This window comes from Paenibacillus sp. GP183 (assembly GCF_900104695.1).
Taxonomy (GTDB): Bacteria; Bacillota; Bacilli; order Paenibacillales; family NBRC-103111; genus Paenibacillus_AI.
On record NZ_FNSW01000001.1, the window covers coordinates 1,628,587 to 1,643,043 of the forward strand.

Annotated in this window: 11 protein-coding genes; all 11 read right to left on the reverse strand. The window is 47.6% G+C overall.

The genetic code is table 11. The features are described from left to right. Positions 1–73: 73 nt before the first annotated feature. The 11 genes from BLV33_RS08160 to BLV33_RS08210 all read right to left on the reverse strand — a co-directional run bounded on the left by BLV33_RS08160 (position 74) and on the right by BLV33_RS08210 (position 14,450). Positions 74–823 (reverse strand): IclR family transcriptional regulator, encoded by a 750-nt coding sequence (locus BLV33_RS08160; RefSeq protein ID WP_090789967.1) that lies wholly within the window; start codon positions 821–823, stop codon positions 74–76. A gap of 286 nt (positions 824–1,109) precedes the next feature. Continuing rightward, positions 1,110–2,276, reverse strand: coding sequence for a group II intron reverse transcriptase/maturase (gene ltrA, locus BLV33_RS08165; protein ID WP_090789969.1), 1,167 nt, complete (start codon positions 2,274–2,276; stop codon positions 1,110–1,112). A 1,020-nt stretch (positions 2,277–3,296) separates the two neighbouring features. Next, positions 3,297–4,082 (reverse strand): molybdate ABC transporter substrate-binding protein, encoded by a 786-nt coding sequence (locus BLV33_RS08170; protein ID WP_090789971.1) that lies wholly within the window; start codon positions 4,080–4,082, stop codon positions 3,297–3,299. Positions 4,083–4,090: 8 nt separating this feature from the next. Next, positions 4,091–5,425 (reverse strand): MFS transporter, encoded by a 1,335-nt coding sequence (locus BLV33_RS08175; RefSeq protein WP_216234721.1) that lies wholly within the window; start codon positions 5,423–5,425, stop codon positions 4,091–4,093. Between the two features lie 117 nt (positions 5,426–5,542). Next, positions 5,543–6,868 carry a (Fe-S)-binding protein gene (locus tag BLV33_RS08180; RefSeq protein WP_090789973.1) on the reverse strand — a complete coding sequence of 442 codons (1,326 nt, stop codon included), beginning with the start codon at positions 6,866–6,868 and terminating at the stop codon, positions 5,543–5,545. A 16-nt stretch (positions 6,869–6,884) separates the two neighbouring features. After that, a complete protein-coding gene (locus tag BLV33_RS08185) occupies positions 6,885–8,291 on the reverse strand; it encodes an FAD-binding oxidoreductase (RefSeq protein ID WP_090789975.1) in 1,407 nt (468 codons plus the stop codon). Positions 8,292–8,339: 48 nt separating this feature from the next. After that, positions 8,340–9,509 (reverse strand): pyridoxal-phosphate-dependent aminotransferase family protein, encoded by a 1,170-nt coding sequence (locus BLV33_RS08190; protein WP_090789977.1) that lies wholly within the window; start codon positions 9,507–9,509, stop codon positions 8,340–8,342. Positions 9,510–9,627: 118 nt separating this feature from the next. Beyond that, positions 9,628–10,443, reverse strand: a complete 816-nt coding sequence (locus BLV33_RS08195) for an enoyl-CoA hydratase (protein WP_216234724.1) — start codon at positions 10,441–10,443, stop codon at positions 9,628–9,630. Between the two features lie 27 nt (positions 10,444–10,470). Further along, a complete protein-coding gene (locus tag BLV33_RS08200) occupies positions 10,471–11,661 on the reverse strand; it encodes a CaiB/BaiF CoA transferase family protein (RefSeq protein WP_090789981.1) in 1,191 nt (396 codons plus the stop codon). Positions 11,662–11,700: 39 nt separating this feature from the next. Then, positions 11,701–12,225 carry a gamma carbonic anhydrase family protein gene (locus tag BLV33_RS08205; protein WP_253187001.1) on the reverse strand — a complete coding sequence of 175 codons (525 nt, stop codon included), beginning with the start codon at positions 12,223–12,225 and terminating at the stop codon, positions 11,701–11,703. A 41-nt stretch (positions 12,226–12,266) separates the two neighbouring features. Continuing rightward, positions 12,267–14,450 (reverse strand): malate synthase G, encoded by a 2,184-nt coding sequence (locus tag BLV33_RS08210; RefSeq protein WP_090789984.1) that lies wholly within the window; start codon positions 14,448–14,450, stop codon positions 12,267–12,269. Positions 14,451–14,457: the final 7 nt, after the last annotated feature.

The window sequence follows — 14,457 nt, forward strand, 5'->3', positions numbered from 1 at the left end:
TCTCCAAAACTTTGAACCATATTATAAAAAAAACCGCCGACACTTAAGATCGACAGCGGTTTACCTTATTCCATTAGCGGTTGAAAGACAACATGTGAGCCAAATCTTGAATTTCGCGGAGCGCAGACTCTTTTTTCTCCTCCCAATTGTGAACCGGCATCGATACGCTGACTGCCGACGTCATTTCATTTTTTGAAGGAAATACGGGAGCTGCAATGCAATTAAACCCCATGACGCCTTCCTGAAGGTCAATCGCATAACCGTTCTTGCGGATCTCGGCAATCTGTGCCATCAATTCCCGTTTGGTATGGAGCGTGAACGGCGTCAGCGCAGGCAGATTTTCTTCCGGATACAATCTATGCAGGTCTTCTTCTTTCAGGTAGGATAACAATACTTTTCCAAGTCCTGTGGCATGGGCTGGAAACCGGACGCCGGGTACCGGAACCATCTGTATTGGGGAAGGCGCTGTTTCTTTGGCCAAATACAACACATCGGGGCCGTTCAATTGAGCCAGCTGAATCGATTCCATAAGACGTTCCATCGTTGTCGGGGCCAACCGTTGAAAAGCCTCTATCAGATCATATTGTTGAAAATATGAATTGCCCATTATGCCATAATGAACTCCCATTGAATACGTGTTATTCGGATTCTGGGTAATCCATTCAAGAGCTTCCATCGTCTGCAGCAAGGAAAACATGGAACTTTTGCTTATGTTAAGCCGTTTGCACAGATCGGCCATTTTCAGCTTGGCCGGCTCATCTGCGATCATACGGATAATGTCATTGGCTTTTTCCAATGCAGGCACCCAATATTTTCTGTCCATAGAAACTCCATTCACATTTATATTATTTCATTATACTACCCGGTTCTCAAATATTGTCAATACCATAACCGCGTTCACTCGGCTAAATACGAGATTAATATGGAGTGATCCAGGTCTCCGAATCCGCTGGTCGTGTCCAAGTAGGGTAAGACGAGGGATTACTCCCTCGGACTCCCCGTCAAACCGTGCATGCGGATTTCCCGCACACGGCTTTCCTTCGTCAGTTCCCCATCTTCAGGAATGAGTTCTCTTCATCCGTCACCGGATTGCAAATTTCACTCCTGAATTAGGAACGTGTGATGAGTAAGCTTGTTAGAAATACCATTCCTGCCGATTCCAGTACTTTGTTAGGTATCAGCGAATTAGAAACCGTAGATTTCTTTTGACGCATGAAGGCTCGAACCCTCATACGCGTCCATTCATCCAATCGTTGAAACTTCTTCTTTACATTCCCTATGCCGAAATAGTTACCAAAACCCCGTGCAATTTCATTTAGTTTCTTGAGCATTTCGCCAAAGTTATTCGCTTGTTGTCTGCGGGTGACTTCCCGGATTTTATCCTTGTACTTCTTCACTTTCGTGTCGGGTACCATCAGATAATCTTTCCAGAAGTCGAATCCTAGGAAACGAAAGCCTTCATCGAAATGCACCACTTTTGTTTTCTCAGGGTGCATTCGAAGCTGTAATTCCTTTTCCAGAATGGTCTTTGCCGCTAGATACGCTTCTTCTGCTTGCTCCTTTGTTTTGCAAAGAATAACGGCATCGTCTGCATACCTTACCACAGCAAAACCTTTCTTCTTCATCCCCCAGTCGAAATGGTTCAAGTACAAATTCGCAAGCAATGGCGACAAATTCCCGCCCTGCGGAGACCCGATTTCCGTTTCATGGAACTGGCCACCTTCCATGAATCCCGCCGATAGCCATCCGCGAATGAGCGTCAGCACTTTTCCGTCAGTGATTCTCTCATGCACTTTCTCCATCAGTGATTCGTGTGGAATTTCATCGAAGAAAGACATGATGTCCAGGTCAACCGCATATTCGTATCCGCCACGTTTCGCGCGTCGAATCGTATTCACTGCTTGGTGCGCCGAGTATCCTGCACGAAAGCCAAAGCTATAGTAGTAAAAGTCCTGTTCGAAGATCGGTTCAATGATTTGGCGTACCGCTTGCTGACATATGCGATCTCGGATTGTGGGTATCCCTAACGGTCTTAACTTCCCATTTTCCTTCTCGATGAAATGTCGTTTCACAGGGTCGGGTTTATACCGCCCTTGTTGCAGTAACCTTTGGAGTTCCCTTAGGTTCATGCACACGTTTTTCTCAAACATGGCGATACTTACGCCATCGATGCCGCCGCTTCCCTGATTCTTCTTTACAGATAGCCATGCTTCGTACAGATTATCCATTTGGTACACTTTATCGATCAGGGAGTAGTATCGTCGTTTCGGTTTCATTGGTGTTTCACCACCTTTACCCCTACTCACCAAGCTGATCTTGTTTCCGCTACCGATGATCGATTCCTTGCTTGTTCCACGGCACGACAAATGCGTCTTAGACTCATTGCCAATCGCTCCTGTTTGCTCGCCGTGTACTCAGGTCGCCAGTAGCCCTCGATCCGTTGGCGTTCTTTCGCCATTGGCGGGACGTACCCACTTGGAGCTACCCTCATTGGTTTAAGGCGTTTACGATCCCCCACTCACGCAAACTCACAGACTTTGACGAAGCACGTCCCCTTTGCCTCTGTCTTCCCTCTTTTGGAGTGGAAGCAGGTTATGCGACTGAGTTTTTTTTTTTTTTTTCCTCTCGTGCGCATACTCATCCAAGTTTTACCCTCCAGACTGTTACAGCTTTCATCGGCTCGGACTTACTCGCTACTACGGGACGATCCGCCATCTCGCAGCCCATCGATTCGGCTTTCCCTTTAAGGTTATACCTCCCCTACCTTGTCCGCGTTTACGTCAAGGAGACTACGAGACTTCCCTCAGTTATCTGCACATTCTATTCCATCCATCCTGACCCTAATCACGTCGATGAGCCTTGCAGGTCATGTCCCTTTGATTGTTTTCCTGCAAGATATGCTTAATCGCATAGGTTTCCCCGTTTTCATGGCGGGTCACCCTACATCGCCGCCACCTCTGGTTCACCGCATTCCGGGCTGGACTTTGCCTGCAGGCCCTTCGGATTCCCCCTCACGAGAGACACCCTGCCAATCCTTCTCCTATTGGATTAGGACCTTATCTTCGGCTACGGCACTTTAAAGGGTAAAGTTACCGAGTGGATTTGAACCACTTAGATTGTGCGACTGTGAGGCGCACATGAAAAAGGATCCCGCACGGATCCTTAGCAAACAATAATACTCGTATAGGACTCTGCGCCAAAAACTCCATTTTATTGAAATTCGCTTGAGATAATGCTCATTCCACCTAACTCCAGATTCGATTTCATAATCTTCTGACATTCACCCGCACAATAATTTATATGTCCAGTTCTGATGGAATCGACCCTTCTTTGACGAACGGAAAAAGTGGTGGCTGACCCGCCTGCTTCAAAATATCCCGGCCGGCCGGAGAAAGAACGAAACGTAAATAGTCCATGGCGGCCTCCCGATTTCGTGATGTTGACGGGATGCTGAGGACATTTCGTATTTGATCGCTCAAGTTGATGGAATCGGGAAACGGAATGTAATCAAAATGCTGCCGTTCTGCAATCGCCGTCGATAGATATACGATTGCAGAGTCCCCCTTATTCTCTCTCAAGGCTTGAATCGCCTCCGGAATGGTATGCGCCTTGACCGCTGTTTCGATCATCCGCTCCGCAATCTCGGGCATTCCCTCTTGGTTTGCAGCCTTCCGAATGAACTCAATCGTTCGGTATGTCGCGAGATCCTTTTCGCCGGCAACCCGGATCAATTGAATTCCCGGGCGAAGGAGATCCTGAGCTCCATGAATCGCGAGAGGATTGCCTTTGGGTACCATCAAGACCATCTGGTTGGCGGAAAAGACGATATACCAGGACGCGGCCTTCAAATCCGTGCCCCGGATGTACTTTCCCATCATTTCTTCCATCATGACTTTCTCGTCTGAAAAGGCCGCAATGTCACAGCTCGCACCATTGCCTATCTCACTCGCCAGCTCACGCGAACGTCCTGGCGTTAAACGAATTTCGATGTCGTCATGCAGAGCTTCGAACTCTTGTTTCAGCAGGTTCATCGGACCGGTTAAGGAATCCGCATGGAAAACTTCAATTTCTGTTTTCATCATGATCAGACTCAGCCCGATATTGTAGGCGGATTCATTTTAGCTAGCATTTGCTTATCGACAACGGATTTTTCGGGGTTCAACCAAAACAGCCAAACGATCGCTCCGATGGTCAGAAGTCCGACTTCGACATAGAATGGCGCACTCCACATGCCTGCCTGCACAAGGGCGCCAAAAACGATAGGAGATAAGGCGCCGCCCATATTCCCTGCCATATTCATCATGCCGGATACAGTTCCCGAATATTCTCCACCGACATCCATCGGAACGGCCCAAGCGGGACCTATGACGCATTCAAGGAAAAACATGGATGCCGTCAGACAGTATACAGCCAGATAAGGATCGGAAGTTTGAGCGGCTGGAATGAGAAAAATAGCGGCACAAAGCATGGACGGTATAGCGACTACCTTTCGCGCGAACTTCATATTTTTGGTTTTATGCAGAATCTTATCTGTTACGATTCCCCCTACCGTATCCCCAATTACACCGGCAAACAAGGGCAAGGAGGCAAACAATCCCATTTTCACAATGGAAAAGCCCTGATGGTCTACCAGGTAAGACGGCAGCCAGGTCAAGAAGAAATAAAGGCAATAGTTGTAGCAGAAATACGCGGCCATGATATACCACATGTTGCTAGACGACAATAAAAACTTCCAGGGAACCTTCGGTTTTTTCTTAATATCGATCGGCAAATTTATGTTACCGCTTTCATCCAGCCCTCGAAGATAAGTTAATTCCGCTTCGTTCACCCCTTTGTGCTCCTCCGGCAAGTTGCGGTAAATCAGAAAGAACAGAAGTGCCCATACTATACCTACGAGACCGAAAGTGTAAAAAACCGCTTTCCAGCCCCAGGCCACCATAATGGCCACCGCGATCGGCGGCACGATTGCCGCTCCGAAACGGCTGAAGCTATGCGTGATGCCCTGAACGAAACCTCGCTCCGCTTTCGTAAACCATAACTGCATGGCTCTCGTTGCTGTTGGAAATGCTCCGGCTTCGCCAAGTCCAAATAAGAAACGGATCACCCAAAATGAGATAAAGCCTACAGACTGGGCGGTAACCATAGTCATGAAAGACCAATACGTCACGATCGTTGTAAGAACGCCTCGAGGACCAAATCGGTCGCCTAGCCAACCTCCTGGAACCTGACCTATCGCATAGGCCCAAGTAAACGAGCTGAAGATTAAGCCCATCGTGATTTTATCAAAACCAAATTCCTTTCGGATAGCCGGCGCTACTACAGATATGTTGGTCCGGTCCATATAGGTGATGAGATACATTAGACAAATAATTAATAGAACCAACCAGCGCATATTGCTCCTCTTTTGATTCAATAATTTGTTCAAAGATACAACCTCCAGCAATTTAATGTTTGGCCAGACTTCTAACTAGGCTTCAAAACAGTTTTCCATCACCTCCATAGTGAATAGATCTATCTTAAGTAAATTACGATAGCGCTTACATTATCTCGAAATTGAAGATTTGACGCCTTCTTTCTGTGCCCTTTCCATCGTTTCCGTCAAATAGTCAACAATATGCATCGCTTTAACTTTGCCCTGGAGCCCCGCTCTTTGTATGCCGATGTTCATTTGCAGCAGACAGCCTGGGTTAGCCGTAATAATAATGTCCGGCCGAATGGCTTGGACATGGTTCATTTTTTTATCCAAAATATCCGAAGCAAGCTCTGGTTGAAGCAAATTATAAATGCCTGCAGAACCGCAGCATAACTTGGCTTCAGGCAGCTCCGTAAATTCTGCATTCGTCACGCCTTTCAACAGCTTCTTCGGGGCGTCCTTAACGCTCATGACATACTGGAGATGGCAAGAAGGCTGATAAGTAATCCTTTCCCCGTTCCCAACGGCATCCATTTCATTTGGATCAAGCACTTCGCTGATATCCCGAATCTTGTCGCTAAAGCTTTCGGCCGGGTGGCGCCAGTCCGGATCGTCTCTAAGGAGCTCCCCGTATTCTTTTAACATAGCTCCGCATCCGCCTGCATTAGTTACAATGAAATCCGCACCACTTTGTTCGAACGCCGCAATATTTCTCCTAGCGAGCTCCATGGCTGATTCTTTCTTACCGTTATGCCTATGAAGAGCCCCGCAACATACCTGTCGATCCGGCGTTATGACATCGTATCCGGTCTTGGACAGCAATTGAATCGAATGGTCATTCGTCTTACGGAACATGACGTCCATGATGCATCCGACAAACATGCCAGCACTAAGCTGAGAACGTGCAGCATCTTCGCCGCTTCCCCGCGACTCAGTCCAAACGGGACGGGGCTTGCGTTCTGCAGGTGCCGTTATATCCGGCATAACCGCTTCCATTTGCCTCAGCGATTCCGGGAAAAGCTTAAGAATTCCAAGTCCTTGCGTTATTTTCCGCAAGCCGGACTTTTGGTAAAGCCATAGAAGTGTACCCAAGGTTCGAAGCCTTTTTGGATAGGGAAGCAGACTATCAAAGAAGAAATTGCGAAGAAGTTTTATGTGCGGAGGGTACGATTGGGTTTCCTTCAATTTCTCCTTGGCAAGCATGACAATATCAGGAATCGGAACGTCCATCGGGCATGCGTCAACACATGCGGAACAAAGAAGACAGCGGTCCAATTGCATTTCGATTTCTTTGTTGCTCGGGATCACACCCTCTATTACGCTTCGCGCCATATAGACGCGACCTCTGGGTCCGTCCGCTTCCTTGCCGGTAATATCCAGCGTAGGGCAAACATCGCGGCAAGCCCCGCAGCGGACACAAGAATACATGGCTTCTTCCGTACTTAACATTTTCATAGTCCGGTTCTCCCGCTCAGATTGGCAGCGCCATTTTGCCAGGATTTAAAATATTGTTGGGATCCAATGTTTTTTTGATGGCGCACATGACTTGAAACGCTGGGCCGTGTTCAATTTCCATATACGGAGCTCTGACAAATCCTACGCCATGCTCTGCTGTTGTTGTTCCTTCCATCTCGATCGCCATTCGGTGAATATCCTCAATCATTTTCTTGGCGTTCTCCACCTCCGTTTGGTCTTTTAAATTGATCACAGGCGATGTGTGCAAATTGCCGTCGCCGATGTGCCCGTAAATGGCGCATACGATTTGATACGACCTAGCGATCTCGTGAATGGTCCGCAGCGCTTCAGGCAATCTGGATAACGGGACGCAAATATCCTCTCCTCCGTATACACGAAATCCACCCGGCTTTAAACGCCCTGTCGCCGCACCGACGATTTGTCTGGCTTGCCACAACTTCTGGCATTCTTCAGGGCTGTCGCTGAATTTCACATAGTCGGTATATGCACCAACAACCTCAGTTACCCTTGCGACTTGGGAGGACACCTCAGCCTTACCGCCATCCACTTCGATCACGAGCAGAGCCTCATTTTCGGGCAAAGCAAGCTCCGGCCGCATCAGATTTGCCGCTTTCGTACATTGTTGGTCCATGATTTCCAATGCGGAAGGCATGATCCCCGAACGAAAAATATGGTTGACCGCTTCGCCCGCAAGTTCAAGCTGCCGGAAGGAGCAGAGGATGATTCCACGGGAAGGCGGGAGGGGAAGAACTTTTAGCCGCAACCGCGTAATAATGCCCAGAGTCCCTTCCGAACCGATCATCAGGTGAGCGAGATCATAACCTGAAACCGATTTCAGCGCCTTTGATTTTACGCCCCCTGTGACAATGACGTCGCCTGTCGGCAGCACGACTTCCAGACCAAGCACATAAAAACGGGTATTCCCGTACTTGACTGCCCGCAGTCCGCTTGAATTATTGGCAACCATGCCGCCTATTGTGCACATTTTCGCGCTGCCCGGGTCGGGCGGAAAGAAGATTCCATATTTCTTAAGAGCGTCATTCAGATTAGCCTGCACAACACCCGGCTCGACCGTGACCTGCATATTCGAGTGATCAATCTCCAGAATTCGGTTCATTTTGGATAAATCCATCACAATTCCTCCCAAAACAGGAACCGGTCCACCGGTCTGAGCGGTTCCCGCTCCCCTAGGATAAAGAGGAATACGATATTCATTCGCCAATTTTGTACAAGCGCTCACTTCTTCTGTCGATTCGACAATGACGACAATTTCCGGTTCCTTCGGTTCCAATTGAGTAGCGAAAGAAGCGTCGTAAGAATAGGTCATCATATCGGTTTTGCTTGTCAGCACACGGTCTTGGCCCAATATTTGCTGCAATTTAAAAATAAGATTCCCGCTCATACGACCCCCAGTCCGCTTGTCTCCAGAGCAATGATTTCGCAGAATCGGTTAACAGTAAGGGTTTTCCAGCCAGTACTTCTGGGCTGCGGATACTCCCGCTCCAAGCTGAACGTTAAAGCCCACCTTCGTAAGTCCCAGCTCCAATGCGGCAAACATTTTCAAGATGTCAGCGGCATCTGTATATCCCATATGTCCTAGACGAAGCAGTTTCCCTTTCTGTTTCCCTAAGCCGCCGCCTACAGCAACATGGAATTGCTCCCGCATTAATTTGCGCAGCGAGTCGGAGTCCATCCGATCGAATACTACCGAGGTGAGAGTCGGACTGGCCGCAGAATCATCGACCAGAAGTTCCAATCCCAGGGCGCGGACTCCCGATCTTGTCATATCGCGCAAGCAGGCATGACGTTTGTAAGCTGCTTCTATTCCTCCCCCCCGCTCAATCATTCTGCAAGATTCAAGCAAACCGTTCACCAAGGCAATGTTGGGTGTGTACGGCGTATGTCCTTTCGGAAGCAGTTCTCTGTACTTTTTCAAATCCAAATAAAATGACGGACATTTATGGTTGTCAATAACACCCCATGCTTTATCACTCACGGCTACCAATGCGTTTCCTGGCGGCAGCATAAGTGCCTTTTGGCCGCCTGTAGCCACTATATCGATTCCCCAGTCATCCATATACAAAGGAGTTCCGACGATAGAGCTGACCGCATCCGCGACAAAAACGGCATCGAACTGCCTGACGATGGAGCCTAACTCCTTAATGTTATTGATCGCTCCCGTAGACGTTTCGCAATGGGTCGCAAAAACGGCTTTGATTTCAGGATGCTGCTCCAATGCTTTTTTGACATCTCTCGGGTCAACGATTTCTCCCCAGGGAGCATCCACACGAATGACGTTTACACCGATATGTTCAGCAATATCGACCAAATAATCGCCAAAGTAACCGATTACACAAATGAGGATCGTATCCGATGGACCGACCAGATTCACCATCGCCGTTTCCAGTGCCGAAGCACCGCTTCCGCACAGGATATAGACGTCGTTTTTCGTTTGAAACACTTTTTTGGCCGCTTCGGCCGCTTCCTTCAAAATTTCCTGATGCTCCTCATTCCGGTAATCCATCATCGGATGATCGAATGAACGTAGGATCGCCCTCTGAATTTCCCGCGGAACCTGTACGGGCCCAGGCAGACGCAAATCCATTTTTTCCGAGAACATAGAGCCACTCTCCTTGGAAATGTATAGTTTCATTATAATGAACCATGTTCAATATCATGTGATAATTATATTGCAAATTCTGGAAGAGGTCAATCGTTTTTTCTCTTCCCGCCCATCATTACAGGTGCCAGTTCGGCTTGCGTTTCTCGATATAGGCGCTGACGCCTTCTGCGAAATCCTCGCTGCCGTAAACCAGAGCGATCACATCATCGAACTGTTCTGCCGATAAATGATTTTGGTCGGCTTGTTTCAGGCGCCGAAGAGCTTCCTTCGACGCCTTAATCGTTAACGGCGCATTTCGACTGATTTGCTGCGCGACCTCCATCACTTTATGCAAAAATTCTGCTTGATCAAATAAGGAAGTCAAAAAACCAGCTTGCAAAGCCTCGTCGGCCGAAAACAACCGAGATGTAAACAACATCTCTTTCGTTCGCATGGCACCGATTTCCCGAACGATCCGCCGATAGCTGTCAAGACTAAGGCAATTGCCCAGCGTTCGTGCCATCGGAGCTCCAAATTTGGCAGCCGGAGTCGCATAGCGCAAATCGCAGGCTGCCGCGATAAGGAGCCCGCCTCCAACAGCGTAACCATGAATAGCTGCGATTACCGGTATCGGCATGTTTTCCAAGAGGTGGATTATTCGATCGATCCTACGCTCATATTGGATACCATCTTGCCCGGTAAACCCTTTGAACTGGCAAATATCGGTACCAGCTGCAAAGGCATCGCCGTCACCCCGTATAACGATAACGCGAATCGATGCATCTTCCGCCAGCTTGTTTAAATGAGCTTCCAATTGTTCGTACATGGTCCATGTCAAAGCGTTGAGGGAGGAAGGTCTTGACAACAGCAGCTGTGCGATCGGACCCGTTTGTTCCAGCAGTACGGCACCTTCTTCACGTGCGTTAGATGCTTTAGAACTTGGATTAGACACAGGTAACTCCCTCCTGGGCATTCAAGGTTATTTAATGACAGCCTGGCTGCGCAATTCAGTTAACTGCTCTTCTGTAAGCCCTATCGTGCTGCTTAATACTTCATCCGTATGTTGGCCGAACAATGGGGCGGGCATCTTGATTTGACCCGGTGCTGCCGAAAATTTGGTGGGGATTCCGAACATCTTCATTTTTCCAATAACAGGGTGCTCAATCTCCTCAATCATCCCCCGCTCTAAATAATGCGGATCCTGCACGACATCGTTGAAGTTGTTGATCGGGCCGGCAGGTACTCCAGCAGCCTCGCACTTTTGGAGCCAATGTGCCCTGTCTTCCGTTTGAAATACTTCCTCCAGCAAAGCCTCAAGAGTTTCGACATTGACCCCGCGGTCTGAATTGGTTTTAAATCGCGGATCCTCTAGCCATTCCGGTTTACCGATGACCTCTTGGCATAATTTCTCCCAGGTTCGCTGATTCGCGCAGCCTAACATGATATATCCGTTTCTCGTCTTTAAAGCCTGATAGGGAGCCGAAACTCTATGACGCCAGCCTGTCGGGCCTGGAACGGTTCCGTTTGAAAAAAAAGCTGCCGCTTCCCAAGTAAACCAAGGTAACCCGCATTCGGCCAAGGATACGTCGACATGTTGTCCTTCGCCGGTTCTTTGTTTGTAAATATACGCTGCCAAAATCGAGTAAAGCGCGGTAATACCGGCACCAATATCATATACGGCAATTCCCGACTTTAAAGGCCTTCCGCCGGGTTCGCCCGTCATGCTCATTAACCCGGACATTCCCTGAGCCACAAGGTCAAAGCCGCCCTTATGCGAATAAGGTCCGGTTTGACCGTACCCGGAGATTGAACAATAAATGATTCCAGGATTTAATCTCTTAATCGTTTCGTAGTCGACTTTTAGCGATTTTGTTACTCCAGGCCGGAAGTTTTCAACGATGATATCCGCAGTTTTGGCTAGTTCGTAGAACAGCTCTCTGCCTGTTTCATTTTTAATATCGAGGACAATTCCTTTTTTATTGCGGTTAATTTGAAAGAAACAGGTGGATTCCCCGTTCACGAAAGGCCCCATCTGGCGGGAATCATCACCACCATCCAGCTTTTCCACTTTGATAATCTCGGCGCCCAAATCTCCAAGCACCATCGTACAATAAGGTCCGGCCATAATTTGTGAAATATCCAGTACCCTTACTCCTTCTAATAATGCCATATTTGGTTTCCCCCCCTAAAATGAGAAGTAAGCGCTTTCTTATTTCTCGAAAACGATATTTGCAGCAATATACCGCCTGCTCTGCTGCACATAATGATCGGATGTGTTTACAATTTTGGCCAAATCATTCTCGGTCAGTTCCCTGACAATCTTACCGGGACTACCCATCACCAGGGACCTTGCAGGGATCTTTTTGCCTTCCGGAATCAGGGATCCTGCAGCCACAAGGGACTGCTCACCGATCTCTGCACCATTCATAACGATGGCTCCCATTCCAATTAATGCGCCATCGCCAATGGTACAGCCATGCAGGATTGCATTATGTCCTACGGATACACGATTACCGATAATCAGTGGTTTTTCAGGGTCAACATGCAGCGTGCATCCGTCTTGGATATTGGTTCTATCTCCAATACGGATTAGTGCATTGTCTCCCCTTATCACCGAGTTGAACCAAACACTGGATTCCGCTCCGATTGTAACTTCGCCGATCAATTGAACTCCTGGAGCGATATATGTCGAGGAGTCCAAACATGGCTTGATTTCATTAATCGAATAAATCACAATGCATCTCCCCTTCATTTGCAATGCAGGTGCGGAGCAAATTATGCCTTCTGGGCTGTCACTTTAGCTTTGAATTCTTTACGTCGACGATGCAAAATCGGCTCCGTATAACCGCTTGGTTGTTCATATCCTTTAAAAACCAATTCGCAAGCGGCTTGAAATGCTACAGAGCTATCAAAGTTAACAGCCATAGGACGGTAAGCGGGGTCGCCTGCATTTTGCTCATCCACTATTTTTGCCATGCGCTTCATGGTTTCTACGATCTGCTCCTCAGTACAAATACCATGGTGCAGCCAGTTTGCCATATGTTGACTGGAAATGCGAAGGGTAGCACGGTCTTCCATAAGTCCAACATTATTAATGTCCGGCACTTTGGAGCAGCCAATCCCCTGCTCTACCCATCGAACCACATAACCTAATATCCCTTGTGCATTATTGTCCAGCTCCTGCTGGATTTCTTCATGGTTCCATTCCGGGTTCTTGGCAACTGGAATGTCTAGAATATCATCACGGAAATCCTTAATCGTTTCTTTTAAATGATTTTGAATTACTTTTACATCAACTTGATGATAATGGAGTGCGTGCAATGTAGCAGCTGTAGGCGAAGGCACCCATGCGGTATTACAGCCTGCTTCCAGTTGACCGATTTTTTGTTTCATCATTTCCTTCATCAGGTCGGGCATGGCCCACATCCCTTTGCCTATCTGAGCGCGGCCTTGCAAACCACAAGCCAGGCCTATGCTAACGTTCGACTTTTCATAGGCTTGTAACCATGTTGATGACTTCATGTTATTCTTTCTAATCACAGGGCCCGCTTCCATAGAAGTGTGCATCTCGTCACCTGTACGGTCCAAGAATCCCGTATTGATAAAGGCAATGCGTTCCTTAACTGCACGAATACTAGCTTTCAAATTTAAAGAAGTTCGACGTTCCTCATCCATAACACCGATTTTAAGTGTATTACGTTCTAGTCCGAGCATATCTTCAACTCTATTAAATAGTTCATTTGCAAAAGCCGCTTCTTCGGATCCGTGCATTTTCGGCTTAACAATATATATGGAACCTGCGGAAGAATTGCAATATGGGCTGTTTCGCAGTAAATCGTGTTTCGCAATTAGGCTGGTCACAACAGCATCCAGAATCCCTTCCGGAATTTCCTGTCCATTCTGATCCAGTATCGCATCGATGGTCATCAAATGACCAACGTTACGAACAAACAGCAGTGAGCGTCCGGGCAAACTAAACTCCTCACCGCTTAGAGACGTGTATATTCGGTCTGGATTCAGTGTCCGTCTAACGGATTTATTTCCTTTCTGGAAGGCAGCAGACAACGTCCCTTTCATAAGGCCCAACCAGTTCCTGTAAACCAATACTTTATCCTCGGCATCCACTGCTGCGACAGAATCTTCACAATCAATGATCGTCGTGAGCGCCGCTTCCATGAGAATATCCTTCATACCCGCTTGATCCATATTTCCAATAGGATGATTACGGTCAAGCTGGATTTCAAAATGAAGACCGTTATTTTTTAGCAAGATAGCGGTTGGATCTTCAGGCTGGCCCTGGAAAGCTATAAGATTTGCGGCATCTTTGAGCCCCGTTGTTTGTCCATTGCTAAGAGAAACGGACAATTGACCACCCACAATCGAATATCGTGCTGCATCTTTATGTGAGAATGCTATTAATGGCGCTGATTGATCCAGAAAATTCCTGGCATATGCAATAACTTTCTCGCCGCGGATCGGATTGTATTCAGCTGAATGGGCAGCTCCTCCTTCATCATCGATTGTATCCGTTCCATACAGAGCGTCGTATAGGCTTCCCCAGCGAGCGTTGGCCGCATTAAGCGCATAACGGGCATTATTCACCGGAACTACTAACTGCGGGCCGGCTTGCATAGCAATTTCATCATCTACCCCTTGGGTGGTAATCTGAAAATCCTCAACCTGAGTCTCTAAGTAACCAATTTTTTGCAGGAAATTTTTATAAGCTTCGAATTCAAAATGACCATCATTTTCCTTGTGCCATTCATTTATTAATTGTTGCAATTCATCTCTCTTGGCTAATAATTCTTTGTTTTTGGGAGCTAAGTCGTCTATCAAGGTACCGAAATCAGACCAGAACCGTTCGCTGTTCAATCCGCTCCCGGGGAGGGCTTCCGAATTAATAAACTGATAAAGTACCGGAGAAACTTGTAGATTTCCTGCTTTCACATATTGTTCCATGGCTATC

Coding starts and splice junctions, on each gene's coding strand:
- BLV33_RS08160 (WP_090789967.1), bottom strand. CDS start 823: ATGGACAGAAAATATTGGGTGCCTGCATTGGAAAAAGCCAATGACATT.
- ltrA (WP_090789969.1), bottom strand. CDS start 2,276: ATGAAACCGAAACGACGATACTACTCCCTGATCGATAAAGTGTACCAA.
- BLV33_RS08170 (WP_090789971.1), bottom strand. CDS start 4,082: ATGATGAAAACAGAAATTGAAGTTTTCCATGCGGATTCCTTAACCGGT.
- BLV33_RS08180 (WP_090789973.1), bottom strand. CDS start 6,868: ATGAAAATGTTAAGTACGGAAGAAGCCATGTATTCTTGTGTCCGCTGC.
- BLV33_RS08185 (WP_090789975.1), bottom strand. CDS start 8,291: ATGAGCGGGAATCTTATTTTTAAATTGCAGCAAATATTGGGCCAAGAC.
- BLV33_RS08190 (WP_090789977.1), bottom strand. CDS start 9,509: ATGTTCTCGGAAAAAATGGATTTGCGTCTGCCTGGGCCCGTACAGGTT.
- BLV33_RS08200 (WP_090789981.1), bottom strand. CDS start 11,661: ATGGCATTATTAGAAGGAGTAAGGGTACTGGATATTTCACAAATTATG.
- BLV33_RS08210 (WP_090789984.1), bottom strand. CDS start 14,450: ATGGAACAATATGTGAAAGCAGGAAATCTACAAGTTTCTCCGGTACTT.